At 72.5% G+C, this 21818-nt stretch carries 16 protein-coding genes; 8 read left to right on the top strand and 8 right to left on the bottom strand.

Going from position 1 to position 21818, the window contains the following annotated elements; translation table 11 throughout:
* Positions 1-326 precede the first annotated feature (326 nt).
* The 3 genes from ACFXI4_RS07615 to ACFXI4_RS07605 all read left to right on the top strand — a co-directional run bounded on the left by ACFXI4_RS07615 (position 327) and on the right by ACFXI4_RS07605 (position 7019).
* Positions 327-842 carry a DUF6912 family protein gene (locus ACFXI4_RS07615; protein WP_384988810.1) on the top strand — a complete coding sequence of 172 codons (516 nt, stop codon included), beginning with the start codon at positions 327-329 and terminating at the stop codon, positions 840-842.
* Positions 843-943: 101 nt separating this feature from the next.
* Positions 944-1609: an HAD family hydrolase gene (locus ACFXI4_RS07610; RefSeq protein ID WP_362716905.1), complete on the top strand. Its 666-nt coding sequence runs from the start codon at positions 944-946 to the stop codon at positions 1607-1609.
* 472 nt (positions 1610-2081) lie between these two features.
* Entirely contained in the window at positions 2082-7019 is a 4938-nt protein-coding gene (locus ACFXI4_RS07605) for an NAD-glutamate dehydrogenase (RefSeq protein ID WP_384988809.1), read from the top strand.
* Positions 7020-7125: 106 nt separating this feature from the next.
* Here the strand turns inward: ACFXI4_RS07605 and ACFXI4_RS07600 are convergent, their stop codons facing one another.
* The gene (locus ACFXI4_RS07600) at positions 7126-7998 is read right to left on the bottom strand and encodes an ABC transporter ATP-binding protein (RefSeq protein ID WP_362716899.1); all 873 of its coding nucleotides are present in this window, start codon (positions 7996-7998) and stop codon (positions 7126-7128) included.
* Complete coding sequence (locus ACFXI4_RS07595; RefSeq protein ID WP_384988808.1) at positions 7991-8908, bottom strand: ABC transporter permease; 918 nt, start codon at positions 8906-8908, stop codon at positions 7991-7993. Before ACFXI4_RS07595 ends, ACFXI4_RS07600 begins: the two co-directional genes overlap by 8 nt.
* 359 nt (positions 8909-9267) lie before the next feature.
* Here ACFXI4_RS07595 and ACFXI4_RS07590 point away from each other — a divergent pair, with 359 nt between their 5' ends.
* From ACFXI4_RS07590 to ACFXI4_RS07580, 3 genes are all read left to right on the top strand, one after another.
* Positions 9268-9894 (top strand): TetR/AcrR family transcriptional regulator, encoded by a 627-nt coding sequence (locus ACFXI4_RS07590; RefSeq protein ID WP_362716893.1) that lies wholly within the window; start codon positions 9268-9270, stop codon positions 9892-9894.
* 79 nt (positions 9895-9973) lie between these two features.
* Complete coding sequence (locus tag ACFXI4_RS07585) at positions 9974-10351, top strand: DoxX family protein (protein ID WP_384988807.1); 378 nt, start codon at positions 9974-9976, stop codon at positions 10349-10351.
* Between the two features lie 96 nt (positions 10352-10447).
* Entirely contained in the window at positions 10448-11371 is a 924-nt protein-coding gene (locus ACFXI4_RS07580) for an RNA polymerase sigma-70 factor (protein ID WP_384988831.1), read from the top strand.
* A gap of 99 nt (positions 11372-11470) precedes the next feature.
* On the opposite strand, the gene galE is transcribed toward ACFXI4_RS07580, so the two are convergent.
* Complete coding sequence (galE, locus tag ACFXI4_RS07575; protein ID WP_384988806.1) at positions 11471-12451, bottom strand: UDP-glucose 4-epimerase GalE; 981 nt, start codon at positions 12449-12451, stop codon at positions 11471-11473.
* Positions 12452-12488: 37 nt separating this feature from the next.
* On the bottom strand, positions 12489-13706 hold the full coding sequence (locus tag ACFXI4_RS07570; RefSeq protein WP_384988805.1) for a glycosyltransferase 87 family protein: 1218 nt from the start codon (positions 13704-13706) through the stop codon (positions 12489-12491).
* Between the two features lie 397 nt (positions 13707-14103).
* Between ACFXI4_RS07570 and ACFXI4_RS07565 the strand changes: the two genes are divergently transcribed.
* Positions 14104-15636, top strand: coding sequence for a hypothetical protein (locus ACFXI4_RS07565; RefSeq protein ID WP_384988804.1), 1533 nt, complete (start codon positions 14104-14106; stop codon positions 15634-15636).
* Positions 15637-15721: 85 nt separating this feature from the next.
* Here ACFXI4_RS07565 and ACFXI4_RS07560 read toward each other — a convergent pair whose 3' ends face one another.
* Complete coding sequence (locus tag ACFXI4_RS07560) at positions 15722-16204, bottom strand: MarR family winged helix-turn-helix transcriptional regulator (protein WP_384988803.1); 483 nt, start codon at positions 16202-16204, stop codon at positions 15722-15724.
* Positions 16205-16327: 123 nt separating this feature from the next.
* Here ACFXI4_RS07560 and ACFXI4_RS07555 point away from each other — a divergent pair, with 123 nt between their 5' ends.
* On the top strand, positions 16328-16744 hold the full coding sequence (locus ACFXI4_RS07555; RefSeq protein WP_351322882.1) for an organic hydroperoxide resistance protein: 417 nt from the start codon (positions 16328-16330) through the stop codon (positions 16742-16744).
* Here the strand turns inward: ACFXI4_RS07555 and ACFXI4_RS07550 are convergent.
* The 3 genes from ACFXI4_RS07550 to ACFXI4_RS07540 all read right to left on the bottom strand — a co-directional run bounded on the left by ACFXI4_RS07550 (position 16731) and on the right by ACFXI4_RS07540 (position 21817).
* Complete coding sequence (locus ACFXI4_RS07550) at positions 16731-18242, bottom strand: hypothetical protein (protein WP_384988802.1); 1512 nt, start codon at positions 18240-18242, stop codon at positions 16731-16733. The two genes, ACFXI4_RS07555 and ACFXI4_RS07550, sit on opposite strands and share 14 nt — an antisense overlap.
* Positions 18243-18320: 78 nt before the next feature.
* On the bottom strand, positions 18321-19631 hold the full coding sequence (locus tag ACFXI4_RS07545) for a hypothetical protein (RefSeq protein WP_384988801.1): 1311 nt from the start codon (positions 19629-19631) through the stop codon (positions 18321-18323).
* Positions 19628-21817 (bottom strand): CDP-glycerol glycerophosphotransferase family protein, encoded by a 2190-nt coding sequence (locus tag ACFXI4_RS07540; protein ID WP_384988800.1) that lies wholly within the window; start codon positions 21815-21817, stop codon positions 19628-19630. The genes ACFXI4_RS07545 and ACFXI4_RS07540 overlap by 4 nt, the downstream gene beginning before the upstream one ends.
* Position 21818: the final 1 nt, after the last annotated feature.

Raw genomic sequence — 21818 nt, 5'->3', positions numbered from 1 at the left:
GGGGATCCCCGTTCGGCGGGCCCGATGGGTACCGGGCGGTAACTTGCGGTCGGGGATCTTGTACGGGGGCCGGGGCGGCGGCGGCAAGGCGGTGACGGTCCGTGCCGGAGTCCCGGAGAGTTCACCTATCCGAGTGATCAGGGGCGGGGTAAGCCCTTTGGGCGGGCGGCGGTACCGGGTGAATCGCGGGGCGCGGGGTGGACGGCCCCGGCGGCAGCGACCGGGACCCGATAGGGGACGCCCGCACGTATCCTTAAGGCCCTCCGGGAGGCCCCGCGGCCTTCGGGAGCCGCAGTGTCGAAGAGTCCGGAAGAGAGCGGCCAGCCATGCGCGTCTACGTCCCCCTGACCCTCCCCGGGCTCGCCGAGGCGCACAAGACGGGGGAGCTGAGGACCGGTCCGTTCGTCGCCTACGCCGTCACGCCCGCGCTGCGCGAGTGGTACCTCTCCGACGACCTGGAGGAACTGGAGTACGCCGCGCTGAACCGGGCCGCGCTCGCCTCCCTGCGGCTGCTCGCGGCGGACCCGGGAGCGCTGCGGCGCCGGGTCGTGGTCGCCGTGGACGTCCCCGACGGCACGGCGGCGGCCGACCCCGACCGCGGACTCGACCCGGCGGCACTGGGCGAGGTGCGGGTGGCCGGGACGGTGGCGCTGGCCAAGGCGGCCGCGGTGCACGTCGACTCCGACGACGCGGAGGAGGACGTGGCGGCGGCGGCCGGGGCGCTCGCGGCGGCGGACGGCGGGGACGACGACGCGCAGTTCGTCGTGGACGGGGCCGAGGACCACGAACTGCTCTGGTACGCCACGCAGGAGATCCCGAACCTGGTGGGGCACGGCGGCTGACCGGGGCCCGGCGGGGCCGACAGGGTTCAGTCGAACAGCTGTGACCTGCGATGACGTGCCGCATGTCTTGATTGTCAGTCGCGGCGGGTAGCGTTTTCGGCATGGGGAAGCACGGAAACGCGCACATCGTCTGGGACTGGAACGGAACACTGTTCCACGACAACGACGCGATCATCGGGGCGACGAACGCGGCATCGGCCGAGCTGGGCCTGGCGCCGATCACGCTGGAGCAGTACCGGGCGCTGTACTGCGTGCCGGTGCCGAAGTTCTACGAGCGGCTGATGGGGCGGCTGCCGACCGGGGCCGAGTGGGAGGTCATGGACGAGATCTTCCACCGGTACTACGCCGAGCACCGGACCCTGTGCGGGCTGACCGACGGGGCGGCCGAGCTGCTGGCCGGGTGGCGTTCGGCCGGCGGGAGCCAGTCCCTGCTGAGCATGTACGTGCATGACGAGCTCGTGCCGTTGGTGCGGGGGTTCGGGATCGAGCCGCACTTCATACGGGTCGAGGGGCGGGTCGGGCCGTCCGGGGGCAGCAAGGCCGAGCACATGGTGCGGCATCTGCGGTCGTTGGGACAGGTGCAGCCCGGGCGGACCGTGGTGATCGGGGACGCGGCGGACGACGCGGTGGCCGCGCATGCCGTGGGCGCGAAGGCGGTGCTGTACACCGGCGGGTCGCACGGCAGGGCGAGCCTGGAGGAGGTCGGGGTACCGGTCGTGGACTCACTGGCGGAGGCGGTCCAGGAGGCGCAGCGGCTGGTGGCCTGACCGGCGCGAAGTACAGGGGCGGTCTCGCTTCCCGGCACCGGAAGGATGCCGCCCCGGTACGGCGCGCTGTGCAGAACGTCAAAGTTCGACCCCCTGTTTTGTACACATACGGCTCATGACGACCCCCGGGTGAGGGGCGATAGCCTTGGTGGCGTGATCAGCGCGATAGTTCGCGGGGGCATCGAAGCCCCTGCCCTGCGCCCGGTGAGCACGGAACACCTCCGTGACCGGGCGGCGGTCGCTGGTCTTCGCGGGCGGAGGGCACCCGAAACAGCCCTGGTGACGGCGGAGCCGAGAGGCACGTCACACCCTCGGGGCATGTCGAGAATGGCCGAATCCCCCCCGCTCGTCTCACCCTGCGGCATAGCGTCGGAGCAGACCGGAGACCCCGGCCGTGGCGTCGAGCCGCAGGGGGAAGAGCCCGTACTTCCTTCTACGTCACGCAATGGCGCGCGACAGGAGCCAGAGGACAATGCAGACCAAGCTGGACGAAGCCAAAGCCGAGCTGCTCGAACGGGCCGCCCGGGTAGCTGAGAACAGCCCGGCAGGGGGGCACCTACCGACTGGGACGACGGGGACGGCGGACAAGGAGTCCGTGTTCACGTTCCTTCAGCGCTACTACCTGCACACCGCGCCCGAGGACCTCGCCGACCGCGACCCGGTCGACGTCTTCGGCGCAGCCGTCTCGCACTTCCGTCTCGCCGAGACCCGTCCGCAAGGCACCGCGAACGTCCGGGTCCACACCCCGACCGTCGAGGAGAACGGGTGGACCTGCAGCCACTCCGTGGTGGAGGTCGTCACCGACGACATGCCCTTCCTCGTCGACTCGGTCACCAATGAGCTGACCCGGCAGGGGCGCGGCATCCATGTCGTCATCCACCCTCAGTTCGTGGTCCGCCGCGATCTGACCGGCAAGCTGATCGAGAGGCTGCCGGCCCCGGCCGTCGGCGAGGAACTGCCGCACGACGCGCACATCGAGTCCTGGATCCACGTAGAGATCGACCGCGAGACCGACCGCGCCGACCTCAAGCAGATCACCGCCGATCTGATGCGGGTGCTGTCCGACGTCCGCGAGGCCGTCGAGGACTGGGAGAAGATGCGGGAGGCGGCGGTGCGTATCGCCGAGGGCCTCGGCGCCGAACCGGTCCCCGGCGACCTGCCCCGTCCCGAGGTCGAGGAGGCCCGCGAGCTGCTGCGCTGGCTGGCCGCCGACCACTTCACCTTCCTCGGGTTCCGCGAGTACCAGCTGCGCGAGGACGACTCGCTGGGTGCCGTGCCCGGCACCGGGCTCGGCATCCTGCGCTCGGACCCGCCGCACGCCGGCGAGGAGGGCCACCCGGTCAGCCCCTCCTTCGAGCGGCTCCCGGCCGACGCGCGCGCCAAGGCCCGTGAGCACAAGCTCCTCGTCCTGACCAAGGCGAACAGCAGGGCGACCGTGCACCGGCCGTCGTACCTGGACTACATCGGTGTCAAGAAGTTCGACGCGGACGGCAACGTCGTCGGTGAGCGCCGCTTCCTGGGGCTGTTCTCGTCCGCCGCCTACACCGAGTCGGTGCGCCGGGTGCCCGTCATCCGCCGCAAGGTCGACGCGGTGCTGGAGCGGGCCGGCTTCTCGCCCAACAGCCACGACGGCCGTGACCTGCTCCAGATCATGGAGACCTTCCCGCGCGACGAGCTGTTCCAGACCCCGGTCCCCGAGCTGGAGTCGATCGTCACGAGCGTCCTCTACCTCCAGGAACGCCGGCGGCTCCGCCTCTACCTGCGCCAGGACGAGTACGGCCGTTACTACTCGGCCATCGTCTACCTCCCCCGGGACCGCTACACCACCGGTGTCCGGCTGCGGATCATCGACATCCTGAAGGAGGAGCTCGGCGGCACCAACGTCGACTTCACGGCCTGGAACACCGAGTCGATCCTCTCCCGGCTGCACTTCGTCGTACGCGTCCCGCAGGGCACCGAGCTGCCCGAGCTGTCCGACGCCGACAAGGACCGCATCGAGGCCCGCCTGGTCGAGGCGGCCCGTTCCTGGGCGGACGGCTTCGCCGAGGCGCTCAACGCCGAGTGCGGCGAGGAGCGCGCGGCCGAGCTGCAGCGCCGCTACACCAACTCCTTCCCCGAGGGCTACAAGGCCGACCACACCCCCCGCGCGGCGGTCGCCGACCTGGTCCACCTGGAGCGGCTCACCGAGGAGGCGGGCAACGACTTCGCGCTCAGCCTCTACGAGCCGGTGGGCGCCGCCCCCGACGAACGCCGCTTCAAGATCTACCGCAAGGGCGCGGCGATCTCCCTGTCGGCGGTGCTGCCGGTCCTGAACCGGCTGGGCGTCGAGGTGATCGACGAGCGGCCGTACGAACTGCGGTGCGCGGACCGGACGACCGCGTGGATCTACGACTTCGGCATGCGGATGCCGAAGACGGCCGGCGGCGGCAACGGCGACTACCTGGGTGACGACGGCCGTGAGCGGTTCCAGGACGCCTTCGCGGCGACCTGGACCGGCCTCGCGGAGAACGACGGCTTCAACGCGCTGGTGCTGAGCGCCGGGCTGAGCTGGCGGCAGGCGATGGTGCTGCGGGCGTACGCCAAGTACCTGCGGCAGGCCGGTTCCACGTTCAGCCAGGACTACATGGAGACGACACTCCGCCACAACGTCCACACCACCCGGCTGCTCGTCTCCCTCTTCGAGGCGCGGATGTCCCCGGACCGGCAGAAGGCCGGCCTGGAACTCACCGACGCCCTCCACGAGGAGCTGGACGCCGCCCTCGACCAGGTGGCGAGCCTCGACGAGGACCGCATCCTGCGTTCCTTCCTGACCGTCATCAAGGCGACACTGCGCACCAACTTCTTCCAGGAGACGGTGGAGGGCGCCCCGCACACCTACGTCTCGATGAAGTTCGACCCGCAGGCCATCCCTGACCTCCCGGCGCCGCGCCCGGCGTTCGAGATCTGGGTGTACTCGCCGCGGGTCGAGGGCGTGCACCTGCGCTTCGGCAAGGTCGCGCGCGGCGGTCTGCGCTGGTCCGACCGGCGTGAGGACTTCCGGACCGAGATCCTCGGCCTGGTCAAGGCGCAGATGGTCAAGAACACCGTCATCGTGCCGGTCGGCGCCAAGGGCGGGTTCGTCGCCAAGCAGCTGCCGGACCCGGCCAAGGACCGGGACGCGTGGCTGGCGGAAGGCATCGCCAGCTACAGGACGTTCATCTCGGCGCTGCTCGACATCACCGACAACATGGTGGCCGGCGAGGTCGTGGCCCCGCAGGACGTGGTCCGGCACGACGAGGACGACACCTACCTGGTGGTCGCGGCCGACAAGGGCACGGCGACGTTCTCCGACATCGCCAACGAGGTCGCCGGCAGCTACAACTTCTGGCTCGGCGACGCCTTCGCCTCCGGAGGCTCCGCGGGCTACGACCACAAGGGCATGGGCATCACCGCGCGCGGTGCCTGGGAGTCCGTGAAGCGGCACTTCCGGGAGCTGGGCGTCGACACGCAGACCGAGGACTTCACCGTCGTCGGCATCGGTGACATGTCCGGCGACGTGTTCGGCAACGGCATGCTGCTCAGCGAGCACATCCGCCTGGTCGCCGCCTTCGATCACCGGCACATCTTCATCGACCCCACCCCGGACGCGGCCACCGGCTACGCGGAGCGCCGCCGCCTGTTCGAACTGCCCCGCTCCAGCTGGGGCGACTACAACACCGAACTGCTCTCGGCGGGCGGCGGGATCTTCCCGCGCAGCGCCAAGGCGATCCAGGTCAACGCTCATATCCGCGAGGCCCTCGGCATCGAGGAGAAGGTCGCCAAGCTGACCCCGGCCGAGCTGATGAAGGCGATCCTCAAGGCGCAGGTCGACCTGCTGTGGAACGGCGGCATCGGCACCTACGTCAAGGCGTCGACCGAGTCGAACGCGGACGTCGGCGACAAGGCCAACGACGCCATCCGCGTCGACGGCGCCGACCTGCGCGTCAAGGTCGTCGGCGAGGGCGGCAACCTGGGCCTGACCCAGCTCGGCCGGATCGAGTTCGCCCGGCAGGGCGGCAAGATCAACACCGATGCCATCGACAACAGCGCCGGCGTGGACACCTCCGACCACGAGGTGAACATCAAGATCCTGCTCAACAGCGTGGTCGCGGACGGCGACATGACGGTCAAGCAGCGCAACAAGCTGCTCGCCGAGATGACCGACGAGGTCGGCGCCCTGGTGCTGCGCAACAACTACGCCCAGAACGTGGCGATCGCCAACGCGCTGGCGCAGTCCAAGAACATGATCCACGCCCAGCAGCGGTTCATCCGCCACCTGGTCAGGGAGGGCCACCTCGACCGGGCGCTGGAGTTCCTGCCCACCGACCGCCAGATCCGCGAGCGGCTCGGCTCCGGGCATGGCCTGACCAGCCCGGAGACGGCCGTCCTGCTGGCGTACACGAAGATCACGGTCGCCGACGAGCTGCTGGCGACCACGCTGCCGGACGACCCGTACCTGAGCGGCCTGCTGCACGCCTACTTCCCGACGGCCCTGCGCGACCGGTTCGCCGCCGCCCTCGCCACCCACCCGCTGCGCCGCGAGATCACGACCACGGTCCTGGTCAACGACACGGTCAACACCGGCGGTACGACCTATCTGCACCGGCTGCGCGAGGAGACCGGGGCCTCCCTGGAGGAGATCGTCCGGGCGCAGACCGCAGCGCGTGCGATCTTCCGCTCCGCCCCGGTCTGGGACGCCGTCGAGGAGCTGGACAACAAGGTCGACGCGGCCGTCCAGACCCGGATCCGGCTGCACTCCCGCCGTCTGGTGGAGCGCGGCACCCGCTGGCTGCTCAACAACCGGCCGCAGCCGCTGCAGCTGCTGGAGAACGTCGACTTCTTCTCCGAGCGGGTCGAACAGGTCTGGCAGCAGATGCCCAAGCTGCTGCGCGGGGCGGACCTGGAGTGGTACCAGCACGTGTACGACGAGCTGTCCGCGGCCGGTGTCCCGGACGAGCTGGCGACGCGGGTGGCCGGTTTCTCCTCGGCCTTCCCGGCGCTGGACATCGTCTCGGTGGCCGACCGCATGGGCAAGGAGCCGCTGGACGTCGCCGAGGTCTACTACGACCTCGCCGACCGTCTCGGGGTCTCCCAGCTGATGGACCGGATCATCGAGCTTCCGCGTGACGACCGCTGGCAGTCGATGGCCCGTGCCTCCATCCGCGAGGACCTGTTCGCGGCCCACGCGATGCTCACCGCCGACGTGCTCGCCGCGGGCGACGGCACGGCCACGCCCGAGCAGCGCTACCAGACCTGGGAGCAGAAGAACGCCGCCATCCTGGGCCGGGCCCGGGCCACGCTGGAGGAGATCCGCGGCTCGGACTCCTTCGACCTGGCCAACCTGTCGGTGGCCATGCGGACGATGCGGACGCTGCTGCGCACGCACTCGTAGCCGCAGGAGCGTGGTCGAAGGCGGTCGCGGTCGGCCGTCGTCGTACGACACGAAAGGGCGCCCCCGAGCCGGTGACGGCTCGGGGGCGCCTTCTTCAACGGCCGCTTCAGGAGGGCTGGGAGATCTTCGGGGCGTCGGCCTGCTTCGGCGGCGCGGCCTTGGGCTTCGGCCTGGCCTTCGTCTTGTCGGACTTGTCGCCGGTGAAGGCCTCGTACTCCGCGAGGACGTCCTCGGTCGGCCCGTCCATGCGCAGCACACCGCGCTCCAGCCACAGCGCCCGCTCGCAGGTGTCGCGGATGGACTTGTTGTTGTGGCTGACCAGGAACACCGTGCCGGCGTGCTGGCGCAGACCGCGGATGCGCTCCTCGGAACGCCTGCGGAAGGACGCGTCACCGGTGGCCAGGGCCTCGTCGATGAGCAGGACGTCGTGGTCCTTGGCGGCGGCGATGGAGAACCGCAGGCGGGCGCCCATGCCGGAGGAGTAGGTGCGCATCGGGAGGGTGATGAAGTCGCCCTTCTCGTTGATGCCGGAGAAGTCGACGATCTCCTGGTAGCGCTCCTTGATCTCCTCGCGGGACATGCCCATGGCGAGGCCGCCGAGGTAGACGTTCTTCTCGCCGGTCAGGTCGCCCATCAGGGCGGCGTTGACGCCGAGGAGGGAGGGCTGGCCGTCGGTGTAGATGGCGCCGTTCTCCACCGGGAGCAGACCGGCGACGGCCTTGAGCAGGGTGGACTTGCCGGAGCCGTTGGAGCCGATGAGGCCGATCGCCTCGCCCTTGTAGGCGACGAAGGAGACGTCCTTGACGGCGTGCACCTTGCGGACGCCGGCCGCCTTCTCGGCGTGCTTGCGGCGCAGCATGCGGTTGAGCGCGGCGGTCGCGGAACCCCGGCCGGCGCCGGTGCCGTTGACCCGGTAGACGATGTCGACGTGGTTGGCGACGACGGTGGGGATGCGGGTGTCGTTCAGGTTCTCAGCCACGGCCGTACGTCTCCTCAGCCTTCCAGAAGTAGATGAAGCCGCCGACGCCGACGACGAGGGCCCAGCCGGTCGCGACGACCCACACGTGGGCCGGCAGCTGGCTGGCGTGGAAGCTGTCGATGAGGGAGAAGCGCATCAGGTCGATGTAGACGGCGGACGGATTGGCCTTGAGCACCGGCGCGACCCAGCTCGGCAGACCCTTGTGCCCGCTGGTCAGCTTGTCGATGCTCCACATGACGCCGGAGACGTACATCCAGGTGCGCAGCACGAACGGCATCAGCTGGGCGATGTCCGGGGTCCGGGCGCCCATCCGGGCCATGATCAGCGACATGCCGGTGTTGAACGTGAACTGCAGGAACAGCGCCGGGACGGCCAGCAGCCAGGAGGCCGCGACCGGCACGCCGAAGCAGAGCAGGATGACGATCAGCGCGCACATCGAGAACAGCAGCTGCTGGAGCTGCTGGAGGCAGAAGGAGATCGGGAGTGCGGCCCGCGGGAAGTGCAGCGCGCGGACGAGGCCGAGGTTGCCGGCGATCGCCCGGGTGCCGGTCATGATCGAGCTGGACGTGAACGTCCAGATGAACACGCCCGTGACCAGGAACGGGATGTAGTCCGGCACGCCCCTCTTGGTGCCCAGCAGGATGCCGAAGATGAAGTAGTACACCGCGGCGTTCAGCAGCGGGGTCATGATCTGCCACACCTGGCCGAGCTTCGCCTGGGCGTACTGGGCGGTGAGCTTGGCGGTGGCGAACGCGGTGATGAAGTGCCGTCGGGCCCACAGCTGACGGACGTACTGCGGCAGCGTGGGGCGGGCGCCGCTGACCGAGAGTCCGTGCCGGGCGGCGAGCGCCGCGAGGTCGTCCTCGGCCGTGACCGGGGTCGGGGGCGGTGTGTGGAGAACCTGGGTCACATCCGCTGCTTTCACTCGGGGGGTGGGGGTGCGGCGTCCGGCTGGGCGCCGATCCCGTTCACCCGGCGTTTCCTTACGCTTCTCTTCACGTTTTCTTACGTCGGGACGGGACCGTATCGTCGCAACGGGAGCGTAGGCGGAGTTGGCGTCGGAACGCAACCGTTTCGTCGTCACGGACTGGTGTGCGCCGTAACACTTCCGAGGTCCGGGCGCGACTGATTCGTTGCGCGGGAGACTCGGGCTCGTGTTCGGTACGGCGGTGAGCTGGGAGGGGTTCGGCGCGGCGTGGTTGCGGCGATCGAGTGGTACGTCTCGTCGGGACGCAACCGTTTCGTCGTTACGCCCCTATGCTGGGAGACATGACGACGAACGCCGAGGAGTCCCAGACGCGTCCGCGCCGACGAGCCCCCGCCGGGGCGGCCGTCCTCCGCGAGGACGTGACCGAGGCCATCCGGGCCGCCGTCTTCGAGGAACTCGCGGCGGTCGGGTACGCGCGGATGTCCATCGAGGGCATCGCGCGCCGCGCGGGCGTCGGCAAGACCGCCGTCTACCGCCGCTGGCGCTCCAAGCTGCACCTCGTCCTCGACGTCGTCTCGGCCCTCGCGGTGCTCGGCCTGCCCGTGCCCGACACCGGCTCCCTGGAGGGCGACCTGCGGCTCCTGTACGAGGTCACGTCCCGTGCGCTGCGCCACCCGGTCGCCTCGCAGATCATCCCGGACCTCCAGGCCGAGGCGGCCCGCAACCCGGAGATCGCCGAGGCCATGCAGAAGACGCTGCGCGAGGGCCAGGACGGGGTCGCCAGCAAGATCATCGAGGCGGCTCAGCGGCGCGGTGAACTCGCCGCGGGCCTCGACGACGACCTGGCCATGGACCTGATCTCCGGCCCGCTGTACTGGCGTTCGGTGGTGATCCGCACCCCCAAGCTGCCGAAGGGGTATCTGGCGGCGCTGGCCCGTGGCACCACGGAGGCGCTCAAGGCGCTGTGAACCACTCCGCCGGGGATGTCACAGACGGGAGCGCCGTCTCGTCGTAGGGGCGCAGGCATTCTCGAACAAGGAGTGGACGATGAACCTCACCCTGTGGATCGCCGCCGGACTGCTTGCCGCGGTGGCCCTGGCCGGTGGGATCAGCAAGACCTTCGTACCCCGGGAGAAGCTGGCCGCGGCCCCCGGCGGGGGCTGGACCGCGGACGCGGGCACCGGCTTCGTCAAGGCGCTCGGGGTGCTGGAGCTCCTCGCCGCGGCGGGGCTGGTCCTGCCGGCGGCCGTCGGTGTCGCGCCGGTCCTGGTACCCGTGACGGCCGCCGCATGGGTCCTGCTGATGGCCGGTGCGATGATCACCCACGGCCGGCGCGGCGAGAGCGCGTTCGTGGCGCTGAACCTGGTCTATCTCGTGCTCGGGCTGGTCGTCGCGGCCGGCCGGTTCGGCCCCGGGTCCTTCTGACCGACCGGTTCACGGACGCGGGAAGAGGAAGACGGTAAGACGGTAAGACGGGGAGAGGGAGAGAGGGGGGAGACGGTGGCGGACGGGGGAGCGGACCTGAACAGGACCGAGGAGTTCCAGGAGCTGCGCCCGCTGCTGTTCTCGATCGCGTACCGGATCCTGGGCAGTGTCGGCGAGGCGGAGGACGCGGTCCAGGAGAGCTGGCTGAGGTTCGAGGGCTCGCCGACGGAGGTCAGGTCACCGAAGGCGTTCCTGTCGGCGACGGTCACCCGGATCTCGGTCGACGTGCTGCGCTCGGCCCGCGTCCGGCGCGAGGAGTACGTCGGCCCGTGGTTCCCCGAGCCGCTGCTCGCCGACCCGTACGAGGATCCGGCGCGGTCGGCGGAGCTGGCCGACTCGTTGTCGATGGCGGCCCTGCTGCTCCTGGAGCGGCTCAGCCCGCTGGAGCGGGCCGTCTTCGTGCTGCGCGAGGTGTTCGACTTCGGCTTCCCCGAGGTCGCGTCGGCGGTCGGCCGCTCGGAGGCGGCGTGCCGTCAGCTCGTTGTACGGGCCCGGCGCCACATGGCCGAGGGCCGCCCCCGCTTCGAGGCGGACCGGAGGGAACGCGACGAACTGGCGTCACGCTTCTTCGAGGCCCTCCACGAAGGCGACCTGGGCGGTCTGCGGGACCTGCTCGCCGCCGATGTGTCCCTGGTCGGCGACAGCGGCGGCAAGGCCCCGAGGCTGGCCCGGACGGTCGTCGGCGCCCAGAACGTGGCCCGCCTCCTCGCGGCCGTCTTCCCGCTGCTGCCCCGGGTCGACGTGAGCTGTGAGCAGCACGAGGTCAACGGACAGCCGGGCGCGGTCTTCCGGGACCGCGACGGCAAGGTCCTCCAGACCTTCTCCCTGGACGTCCTCGACGGCCGGATCCAGGCGATCCGCGTGGTCCTCAACCCCGACAAGCTCACCCACGTGGGCCCGGTGGCGGACGCCTGGGCCGTCTCGGAGGAGCTCAGGCGAGCCCGCCGCCCCGGGGACTGACCGCGCCCGTACCCGCCCGGCCGCCGCGCCGGTGCCACCAGGTCCGCCGCCGCGGCGCCTGCTCGCGGTATCCCGGCGGCGGCACGTGCAGTGCGTCCGTCAGGGTCGGGCCGCCTCCGGGTGGAGGCGGAGCCAGCCCTGCCAGGCCGAGGTGATCATGTCCTGGACGTCGTGTTTGGCCTTCCAGCCCAGTTCCGTGGCGATGCGGTCGGCGGAGGCGACCACGCTGGCCGGGTCGCCGGGGCGGCGCGCGGTGACGGCCGGGGGCCGGTCGTAGCCGGTGACCGTGTTGATGCGGTCGATCATCTCGCGGACCGAGACGCCCTCCCCGCGGCCGATGTTGAGGGTCAGCGCGCGGCCCGGCTCGGCCTGGAGGGCGCGGGCCGCCGCGACGTGGGCCTCGGCCAGGTCCACCACGTGGATGTAGTCGCGGATGCAGGTACCGTCGGGCGTCGGGTAGTCGGCGCCGAAGATACGCGGCGGCGCGTTCTCCGTGAGTTTCTCGAAGACCATCGGGACGATGTTGAAGACGCCCACGTCGGCGAGTTCGGGGCGGGCCGCGCCGGCCACGTTGAAGTAGCGCAGCGAGGCCGTGGACAGGCCGGTGGCCCGGCCTGTCGCGCGGACCAGCCACTCACCCGCCAGCTTCGTCTCGCCGTACGGCGACATCGGCAGGCACGGCGTCTCCTCCGTCACCAGTTCGACGTCCGGCATGCCGTAGACCGCCGCGGAGGAGGAGAACACGAAGGACGGGACCCCCGCCTCCGTGACCGCCTGGAGCAGGACGCGCAGGCCTTCGACGTTCTCCCGGTAGTAGTGCAGGGGGCGCTCCACCGACTCGCCGACCTGCTTCTTCGCCGCCAGGTGGACGACCCCGGTCACCTCGTGCTCGGCCAGGACGCGCGCCACCTTCTCGCCGTCCAGCGTGGTGCCCACCACCAGCGGGACCTCCTCGGGCACGCGCTCGGCGACGCCGGTGGACAGATCGTCGTACACCACCGTCCGCTCGCCCGCCTCGGTCATCGCGCGCACGACGTGCGCCCCGATGTAACCGGCGCCGCCGGTGATGAGCCAGGTCATGGATGCCCGTCCCTCCGTCAGTCGACCGCGGTGTCCGTCAGCCCCGGTCACCCCTCAGTGAAGCAGGTGCGGCCGACAGCAGCGGACGGCCGGGGTGCCCGCTCGGGCCCGCGGGGGTGCGGACACCGGTCTCCGGGCGGCGGGTGGCGCGCCACAGACGGGTCAGGGAGAGGACGGCGGCGGTGGCCAGCAGGCCGTTGCGGGCGAGCATCAGCAGGCAGCCGGTCCAGGTGCCGTGCACGACCTCGGCGTAGAACGTCGGGTAGGCCACCGCGCTGAGCGCGGTCGCGGTCACGACCAGCGCGGCGACCGGACGCTGGGTGGTGTGCCGGGAGGTCAGGCACACGGCGGTCAGGCCGAGCAGCCAGATCAGGTACTGGGGGCTGATCACCCGGCTGGTCACGGTGAAGAGGAGCACCGCGCTCAGCGCCGCGTCGTACGGGGTGGCCTCGGTCCAGTGCCGGGCCCGTACCCGCCACAGGAGCAGCAGCGCGAAGGCCACGGCGGTGAGCGCGAGGGAGGCGGTCGCGACCGCGTGCACCTGCGGGCCGACCAGCTCCATCGCGCCGTACTGGTAGCGGGTCGTGCCCCGCCAGCCGGCGTGCCGGGCGAGGCTGAGCGCGGTGCCGCCGAGGGACTCGACCTGCACGCCCCGGCCGCCCTGCTGGCGGAGGAAGGCGAGCGGGTTGCGGAAGGAGAGCAGGAACGCGGCGAGGGCCGCGGTCCCGGTCGCGGCCGCCCAGCTCCACGTCGTGCGTGTCGTACGCCCGCGCTCGACGCCCAGCAGGACCAGCGCGGGCCAGACCTTCACCAGCGCGCCCAGCGCGGCGAGCGCTCCGCACGCGCGCGTGGCTCGCCCGAGGGCCAGCAGGGAGAGCACCGCGAAGGCGGTGACCGCGACGTCGTAGCGCGCGAGGGGGAGATGCAGCAGGAGAGGGAGGGCGCCGGTCCACAGGGCCGCGCCCAGCAGGGTGCGGCCGGGGCGCAGACCCGCGCGCGTGAGCGCCGCCGTGATCAGCGCGTCGGTCGCCAGGGTGAGCGCCACGAACGCCTGGAAGTAGCTCAGCCCGGGCACCAGCCCCGGCGCGAGCAGCACGGCGCCGGCGCCCGGCGGGTACTGCCACAACGTGTCGTGCGCCGGGAACGCGCCCTGCGACAGGACGCCGTACCAGTGGAAGTACAGCCGCCACACTTCGCGCGCGACCGCTCCGTGTCCCAGGAGCCGCTCGTTGTTGTGGGCGAGGAGCCAGAGCATCAGCGCGCGCGTGGCGAGCCAGAGGCCGGCGAGGCAGAGGGGGCGCGCGAGGCGCGGCGCGCGCGGGGGGTGTTCGGTGCGCGCGGTGCGCAGAAGGCACGGGAGTCGAACAGGCGGGGCGAACGGGGCGCGGGGGAGCGGGAAGTACGAGCGACGATTCATCAACCGCGAGCGTAAGCCGCGCGGATGGTGTATCCATGCCGATACGCCGTCATTACCCGGCAAAGGTTGGCTAATCGCAAAAGATCGGGCCGTGGTGAGTATCGGGCCTCTCGTAAAAGCGCATCCGCGGACGACGCGAACGACAGCAACCGGCCGGCCGGCTCCGTCGAGTCGGCCGAAGCCGTCGGGGGGACCCCCCGCCGGTCCGCCGGGCCGTGCGCGCCGTGCCGTCGTCGTGGCCGTCCCGGCCGCGGTGATGCTCGCGGTCGGCCTCTGGGGGCTGCACCGCGGCGGGATGTGGCGCGACGAGGCCGTCACCTACCAGGTCGCCCGGCGCACGGTGCCGCAGATCTGGCGGCTGCTGCACGGCGTGGACGCGGTGCACGGCCTGTACTACCTGCTGATGCACGTCGTCCTCGCCGTCGCCCCCGGGCGGCCGGGCGAGGTCGACCTCCGGCTGCCGTCGGTGTGCGCGGCGGCCGTCACCGCGGGCCTGGTGGCCGCGCTCGGCACCCATCTGGCCCGGCCGCGGGTCGGTCTGTGGGCCGGACTGATGTACGCGGTCACCCCGTTGGTCGGGCACTACGCGCAGGAGGGCCGCTCCTACGCCCTGGTCGCCGCGGGCGCGACCGGCGCGACCCTGCTGTTCGTACGGGCGGCGGGCGGAGCGGGAACCGGGACCGAGGGGGAGACCGCGGGACAGGCCGGAGGCGGGCGGCGGGCCTGGTGGTGGTACGGCGCCGTCCTCGGAGTCACCTGCTGGCTGCACGAGTTCGCGGTCCTGCTGCTGCTCGCGCACGCGGGAACGCTGGCGCTGGCCCGGTCGCCGGGAAGGGTGTGGCGGGGCTGGGGCTGCGCGGCCGGGGGCGTGGCGCTGACCCTGGTGCCGCTGGCCGTCGTCTCGCACGCGCAGTCGGCCCAGCTCGCGTGGCTGTGGGAGCCTGACCTGGAGACCGCGCAGGCGCTGCTGCGCCAGTACCTCGGACCGACCGACGGGGTGTACTGGGCGTGCCTCGCGCTCGGCCTGCTGGGGCTGACCCGGCTGGTGGGCCGGCGCGGCGAGGTGACCCTCGCGGCGGTGGCGCTGCCCCTCGCGGTGCTGCCACCGGTGGCGTTGATGCTGGCATCGCAGCTCACACCGCTGTACGTCGACCGGTATGTGCTCTACGCGCTCACCGGTGCGCCCCTGCTGGTGGCGCTCGGCGCGGACCGGGTCGCCGGGGTGCTCGGCCGGCTCTGGCCGTACGGCACGGCGACCACGCCCAGGTCGCCCGCGCTCACCGTGGCCGGGGTCCTGGCACTCGTCCTCGCCTTCACCCACCAGGTGCCGCTGCTGCGGCACGACCGGGTGCCGGGCACCCGGCCCGACGACCTCGGGGCGGTCGCGGAGGCGGCGGCGCGCGTGCTGCGGCCCGGCGATCCCGTGCTGTACCTGCCGGCCCACGCGCGCGGGACGGAACTGGCCTATCCCGCCGGCTTCAAGGGCACCCGGGACCTCGCGCTGGCCGAACCGGCTCCGGAGTCGGGGACGTTGTACGGGGGCGAGGTCGCGGCGGCGACGCTGCGGCGACGGCTGGCCGGAGTGGACGAGGTGTGGGCGGTGATGGAGAAGTACGCGCTGGTGAGCGGGTACCGGCCGCGGCTCGCCACGGAGCGGGCGAAACTCGCGGTGCTGAACCAGCAGTTCGTGCTGCGCGAGGAGATGGTGATCGACCGGATGGCGCTGCGGCTGTACGTGCGGCCGATCCGGGGCGGGCGGCCGGGCTGAGCGTCCGCCGCCGGCCGGCGGGACCAGCCGCGCCCGCCCGGCGCGGCCGCGGGGCGGTTCGGCGCCGCACCCCCGGCGAGGCGCTTCAGCGCGCCGCCTCCTCCGAAGCCGCCGCGTCCAGCGCGCCCGTCAGCTGGTCCAGACGGGTCTTCAGGTCCCGTATGCCGTCCACGTCGAAGCCGGTCGCGGACATGATCCTGCGCGGCACCTCGAACGCCCGCTCCCGCAGGTCGGTGCCCTGCTCCGTCAGCCGTACCTCCACCGAGCGCTCGTCACGGGCGCTGCGCTCCCGGTGGACCAGGCCGGCCGCCTCCAGGCGCTTGAGCAGGGGTGACAGCGTGCCGGAGTCCAGGCGCAGGTGTTCGCCGAGCTTCTTGACCGGCAGGTCGCCCTGTTCCCACAGCACCAGCATCACCAGGTACTGGGGGTAGGTGAGCCCGAGGTCCTTGAGGATCACGCGGTAGACGCCGTTGAAGGCGCGGGACGCGGCGTGCAGGGAGAAGCAGATCTGGCGGTCCAGGCGGAGCCACTCCGCCTCGGGTGCGGGGGGCGGGGTCGTCGCGGTCATGGCTCGATGGTACCTCTTGCGAGTCATTCAGTTGTGCGCAATTTAATTGTGTGCTCTACTTGTGGTCGTGAGGGCGGCCGGAACGGAGCCGCCGCACCGAAACGTCGAGAGGGATGGTCTTCCATGGACGCGCTCTACACCGCAGCCGCCACCGCCACCGGCCGGGAGGGACGGGCGGTCAGCTCGGACGGGCAGCTGGACCTCGCGCTGGCGTTCCCGCCGGCGCTCGGCGGCAACGGCCAGGGCACCAACCCCGAGCAGCTCTTCGCCGCCGGCTACGCCGCCTGTTTCGCCAGCGCCCTCGGCGCCGTCGGCCGCCAGGCCAAGGTCGACACCGGCGAGATCTCCGTGACCGCCGAGGTCGGCATCGGCAAGGACGAGGCCGACGGCGGCTTCGCGCTCAAGGTCACCCTGCGCGTCGAACTCCCCGAGGAGCTCGCCAACGAGACCGGCGAGAAGCTGGTCCACCAGGCCCACGCGTTCTGCCCCTACTCCAAGGCCACCCGGGGCAACATCCCGGTCGAGCTCATCGTCGAGTAGCAGGCGGGGCAGTCGGCGCAGCGGCCACCGGTACGTCCTTCGTCCCGGTGAGCCGCGCGAGCACCTCTCCGGTCCGCCGGCTCCAGTCCACGACCACCGCATCCCCGGGCAGCCGCTCCCGCCGCGTCAGCAGCAGCCAGCGCACCCGGGAGCGGTGGTCGTGCGCGTCGGCCAGTTCGATCCCGTATCCGGGGAGCAGGTGTACGGCGTAGTAGGCGTCCGTGACCACCGGTTCCCCGCGGCCGATGTGCCGGGCCGCCCAGTCGTACGACGGCCAGCGCGGCGGCTGGACGAAGCCGACCGGGTCCAGTGAGCGCGGCACGACCGCGCCGGCCTGCGCGGTCAGGAAGCCCACGCAGATCCCGCCGGCCGCGGTCCAGCCGAGCACCCGCCGCCACACCGGCCAGGGCCGCTCCGCCGCCAGCTCCACGGCGAGCGCGCACTGCGGCGCCAGGAGGGCGGGACCGAGCAGCTCGCCGAAACCGTGGCGGACGCCGTACCCGGCCAGCAGCGCCTGCACGGCGAACAGCAGGACGAGCGGATCACGCCGGACCACGGCCGGTCGCGCCGCCCGCCCCAGGGGGGCGGTTCGCCCGCTGTCCCGGCCCGCCGCCCCGGCCGCGTCCCGTGCCCGCAGCCACAGCGCCGGCACTCCGAGCAGCGCGAGCCAGCACTGGCCGATCACTGCGCCGTAGGCCCCGGACGCCCCGTAGCTCTGCGGCAGCGCGTGCGCGGGTGTCCCGAAGGCGATCACCCCGGCCGCCACCGCGCCCAGCAGCGCCCACCGCCCCCACACCGCGCCCCGCCACCCCCGCTGCCACCCCGCCACGAACGCCACCGCCCCGGCCGCCGCCGCCACGCCGAGCACCGGGTCGACCAGGGCCACCACTGCGTACGGCACGCCGAGCGCCGCGTACCCGGACAGGCTGCGCAGGCCGCTCGGGCCGACGTAGCGCACCGGGCGCAGATCGCGGGCCCGGGCGCCGGTCAGCGCCCAGGACCAGAGGGTGAGACCGAGGGCGAAGGCGGACGGGTAGCCGAGGCTGCCGGTCAGCGGCAGCAGGGCCAGCGAGCCGCCGCCCCACCCCGGCCGGGTGCCCCAGAGCACGGACCCGAAGGCCAGCGCCAGCACCGGCGCCCAGGGGCGCGGGCTGAGGACCCGGACCAGCCGGCCGAGGCCGGTCAGCAGCACCAGCAGGTTCAGCGGGCCGCACACCCGCAGCAGCTGCCACCCGCTGAGCCCGGTCAGTCGCGCCACCGCGTCCTGCGCGAGCACGTACGGGGACGCGCCGGCGTCCGCCAGGGCCGCTCGCACCCCCTCCACCGCCGCCGCGTGCTGTCCGGCCTCGCAGCACGGCGGCAGCCGCCAGTACGCCAGGGTCATCACCAGCCAGAACAGCAGGCCGAAGAACTGGTACGGGGTGAGTCTGCGGGCGCGGCCGCCGCGCAGGGCGGTGGCGCCGCGCGCGGCGCGCCGGACCAGGGCGCCGGTGCTCACCGGGGAGAAGGGACGGGGCGGACCATTTGCCGAGTGTTCCCGCCCGTCCCGGTGGCGTCCCGGCCGCTCCGCCGCCCGTCACCTCATCGAGTGAGCCTCCGACAGGCCCACGCCGTTCGGCCCGTCGAGTGACCCCTGCGGGGGAACCGGAACCACGCGGCCCATCAGCGGTTCGAGGAGCAGCGGTACCCCCACCACCGGCAGCAGCCAGGCCAGCACGATCAGCCGGTCGCCGCCGATGGTGATGTCCGGATGTCCGGCCTGGGTCAGGAACCCGGTGCCCGCGGCCGCCACCAGGAAGGCCCCGAAGGCCGGCCGCCGCCGCGCTCCCCACACCCCGGCCGCCAGCGCCGCCGGGAACAGCGGGGCCATCAGCTGCCGGCGCAGCCACTCCACCCAGAAGTCCCCCTCCAGATGGAGGAACTCCGGCCAGGGCCGGACCCGGTCCGGCCGGGCGAAGTGGCCGGTCAGCAGGTCCTGCATGCTCTCCGCCTCGGAGGGATAGCGCAGCAGCCGGGCCAGCAGCAGGGTGCCGGCGACCGCCGCACAGCCCACCGCCGCGACCGCGGCGACTCCGCGCCCGGCAGCCCGGCCCAGCCGTCGCCGCCGTACGGCGACCGCCGCGCCCGCCCCGGCCAGGCACACCCCGAGGAACAGCGCCTGGGCGTGTTTCACGGTGAACAGCGCGACCAGCGCGCCCGCCACCAGGACCGCCCCCGCCCGGGCCCGCCCCGCGCCCGTCCGGCAGGTGAGGGCCAGTGCGCAGCCCCACACCGCGGTCAGGGTCAGCGCCAGCATCAGACCCTCGGTCATCGGCCGCATCGCCGTGGTGCCCACCGGCAGGACGTAGTACAGGGCCTGTCCGGTCAGCGCGAGCGGCACCGGTACCGACAGCGTCCGCAGGACCAGGAAGGCCAGCACCCCGCCCGCGACCGTGACCAGCACACCCGCCAGCCACACCCCCCAGGTCACCCCCAACGCGGCGACGAACGGCAGCAGGAACAGCGGATAGCCGGGCCGCACCTCGAAGACGGCCCGCAGCCGGGGGCCCACGAACGGCACGATGTGCCCGTCCCCCTGACCGGCCGCCCACCGGGTCTCCACGCGCCGCAGCTCGTCCTCCCGGCACCGGGCGAAGACCCGCCCCGCCGGGCTCGGCGCATGGAAGCGCACCACGTTCACGCTCTGCGCGCGCGCCGCCTCCGAGGCCTGCCCCGCACACACCCAGTCGGCGGTCCGGACGGCCGCCTCCCGCTGGTCCGCCCCGCCCAGGGTCAGCGCGTAGGACACGTAGTTCTTGGAGTCGGGGGTGTCCCGGCCGGTGACGTCGGCGAGTTGCAGCACCGCGAAGACGGCGGCCAGGACCAGCACCCAGGTACGCGGTCTCATGTGGACGCCAGCAGGTCGTGACCCGGGGCAGGTTCCGGTACCCGCACGGCGGCGGCCGGCATCGGCTCACCGAGCAGCAGGGTCCTCACCACCCGTTCGGCGGCCCGTCCGTCGTCGAACTCGCAGAAACGGGAACGGAATCCGGCCCGCAGTCGCGCCGACTCCGCGTCCCGCCAGGCGCCCGAGGCGAAGAGCGCGGCCAACTCCGGGTAGCTCAAGGACACATGCCCCGGCGCCTCGGCGGTGATGTCGAGGTAGGCGCCCCGGCTCGCGGTGAACGCGGCCCAGTCGTCGGCGTGCACGACGATCGGCCGGTCCAGGTTGGCGTAGTCGAACATGACGGAGGAGTAGTCGGTGACCAGCGCGTCCGCCGCCAGCAGCACCTGCTCCCCGTGCGGCTCGCCGGTCGCGTCGACCACGATCCCGCGCCGGTGCAGTTCCGCCAGGCCCGCCCCGCGCGCCGGACCGGTCGCCAGGGCGGGATGCAGCCGGACCACCAGGGTGTGGCCCTCGCCGAGATCGGCGGCGAACCGGGCCAGGTCGATCCGCTCGGCATGACCGCCCCGGACGTAGTCCCGGCGGGTCGGGGCGTAGAGCACGACCGTGTGGTCGGCGGGAATGCCGTACCGGGCCCGGAAGTCCGTGGGTCCGCCCTCGACCAGGACGTCGTTGCGCGGGCTGCCCGTGCGGGCCGAGGCGAAGTGGCAGGGGTAGGCCCGCTCCCACACCAGCTCGGAGTGGCGGTTGGCGACCAGGCTGTGGTCCCAGCGGTCGGCCCGGCGCAGCATCTGCGGCACGTCGAGGCCGAGCCGGGCGCCGGGCTTGTCCAGCAGGTCGGCGCCCAGGTACTTCAGCGGGGTGCCCCGGTGGGTGTGGATGTGCACGCTGCCGGGCCGTTTGACCAGCGCGCCCGGCCAGTTGACGTCGTTCACGAGGAACTTGGCGCGGGCCGTGAGCCGCCGGTACTCCGGGGAGTCCAGCAGCACGTGCTCCACGTCGGCGGGCAGCCCCGCCGCCACCTCCGCGTCCTTCACCACCCAGACGCCCCGCAGCTCCGGCGCGATCTCCCGGGCCTTGCGGTAGACGGCCGCGGGGTCGCCCCGCAGGCCCTGGTGCGAGGAGGCCGAGTACAGGACCAGGTGCTCGTCCGGCGCACGGTGGCCGGCCGCCCCGGTCAGCGCGCGCCGGGCCCGGCCGGCCGCCGCCCGTCGCACCCGCAGCGCCTGCCGGCCGCTCTCCCTGGCGATCCGCCCGGCCTGCTGCCGCAGCCGGTACGACGCGTACGAACCGCCCAGCACCCCGAGGCCGGCCCCCTCCGGCCGGTACGCCCGGTACAGCTCCGCCGTACGCCGGAAGAACTCGCCCTTGGCGGCGGGCGGCAGCCGGTCCGGCTTGGCGAGGATGTCCAGGCAGTGCTCGCCCATCTTGCGGTGCAGATAGGGCCGCCAACCGGCCAGCTCCGGGTGGGAGTCGACGTACTCGAAGACCCGTCGGTACTGGTCGTGGACGTCGAAGTGCTTACGGCTGGTGGTGGAGAGGATGTTGCCCTGGCGGCGCTGGCGGTAGTTCAGGCAGATCCGGTCGAGGGTGGCGATCCGGCCGGCGCCGAGCAGGACCGGGAAGGTCCAGGGGGTGTCCTCGTAGTAGCCCGGGGGGAACCGGAAGCCGTTGTTCGCGACGAACTCATGCCGGTAGGCCTTGTTCCACACCACCATCAACAGGTCGAGGATCTCGGGGCGTTCGGCCGCGGTGAAGACGCCGTCGGTCGCGCTCAGCACCTCCGCGAGGGCGTTGCGCCGTGTGCCGCCCCACCAGTAGGTGCGCGCGTAGTCGAAGACCAGGACGTCCGGGTCGCCGGCCTCGGCCAGCCGGTCGGCGATCGCCCCCAGCGCGCCCGCGGTGAGGGTGTCGTCGCTGTCCAGGAAGAGCAGGTAGTCGCCGGTGGCGTAGGGGAGTCCGGCGTTGCGGGCCCGGCCGAGCCCGACGTTCTCGGGCAGGTGCAGGACCCGTACGCGCGGGTCGCGGGCCGCGTACTCGTCGAGGATCGCGCCGCTGCCGTCCGGAGAGCGGTCGTCGACGGCGATCACCTCGATGTCGCGGAAGGACTGCTCCAGGACCGAGTCGAGGCACTCGCGCAGAAAGCCCTGCACCCGGAAACAGGGCACGATCAGACTGAATCGGGGCACG

The sequence above is a fragment of the Streptomyces sp. NPDC059224 genome (genome assembly GCF_042754285.1).
Classification (GTDB): Bacteria; Actinomycetota; Actinomycetes; order Streptomycetales; family Streptomycetaceae; genus Streptomyces.
This window is presented reverse-complemented; position numbering and strand designations above follow the sequence as displayed.